Below are 575 nucleotides of genomic sequence, written 5' to 3'. Positions count from 1 at the left end.
TCTGGGGCGTTTCCTTGACGATCTTCGCGGCCACCTGCGCGCCGGTGGCGTAGGTCGGCTCGAAGCCGTTGTCGATCAGCTTCTGGCGCGTGGCGGGGTCCGCCACCACTTCGCCGAGGGTCTTCTCCAGCTTGGCCTTCACCTCGGCGGGCACGCCAGCCGGGGCGACGATGACGAGCCACGTGGCGGCGTCCATGCCGGGGTAGCCGCTCTCGGCCACCGTGGGCACGTCCGGCAGCAGGGCCGAGCGCTTGGCCGTGGTCACGGCAATCGCCTTGACCTTGCCGGCCTTCACCTGCGGGATGGCGGCGGTGACGGTGTCCATGCTGAACGGGATCTGGCCGCCGATCAGGTCGGTCATGGCCGGCGCGCTGCCCTTGTATGGCACGTGGAGCATCTTGGTGCCGGTGAGGGTTTGCAGCGCCTCGCCCGCGAAGTGCGCCGTGGTGCCGGCGCCGAACGAGCCATAGGAATACTTGCCCGGCGAGGGTTTGACCATCGCCACGTATTCCTTGAGGTTGTTGGCCGGCGTGTCGCGGTTGGCTAGCAGGATCAGCCCGGTCACGCCCACCTGG

1 protein-coding gene is annotated in these 575 nt (G+C 68.7%); it reads right to left on the bottom strand.

The genetic code is table 11. The features are described from left to right. On the bottom strand, positions 1-575 hold a 575-nt coding region (locus AB4Z35_RS30060), incomplete at both ends, for a tripartite tricarboxylate transporter substrate-binding protein (RefSeq protein WP_442101169.1).

Origin of the sequence: Pseudomonas sp. KB_15 (genome assembly GCF_052114525.1) — a bacterium.
GTDB lineage: Bacteria > Pseudomonadota > Gammaproteobacteria > Pseudomonadales > Pseudomonadaceae > Aquipseudomonas.
The sequence above is the reverse complement of the archived record's forward strand: the minus strand, read 5'-3'. Positions and strand labels throughout refer to the sequence as shown.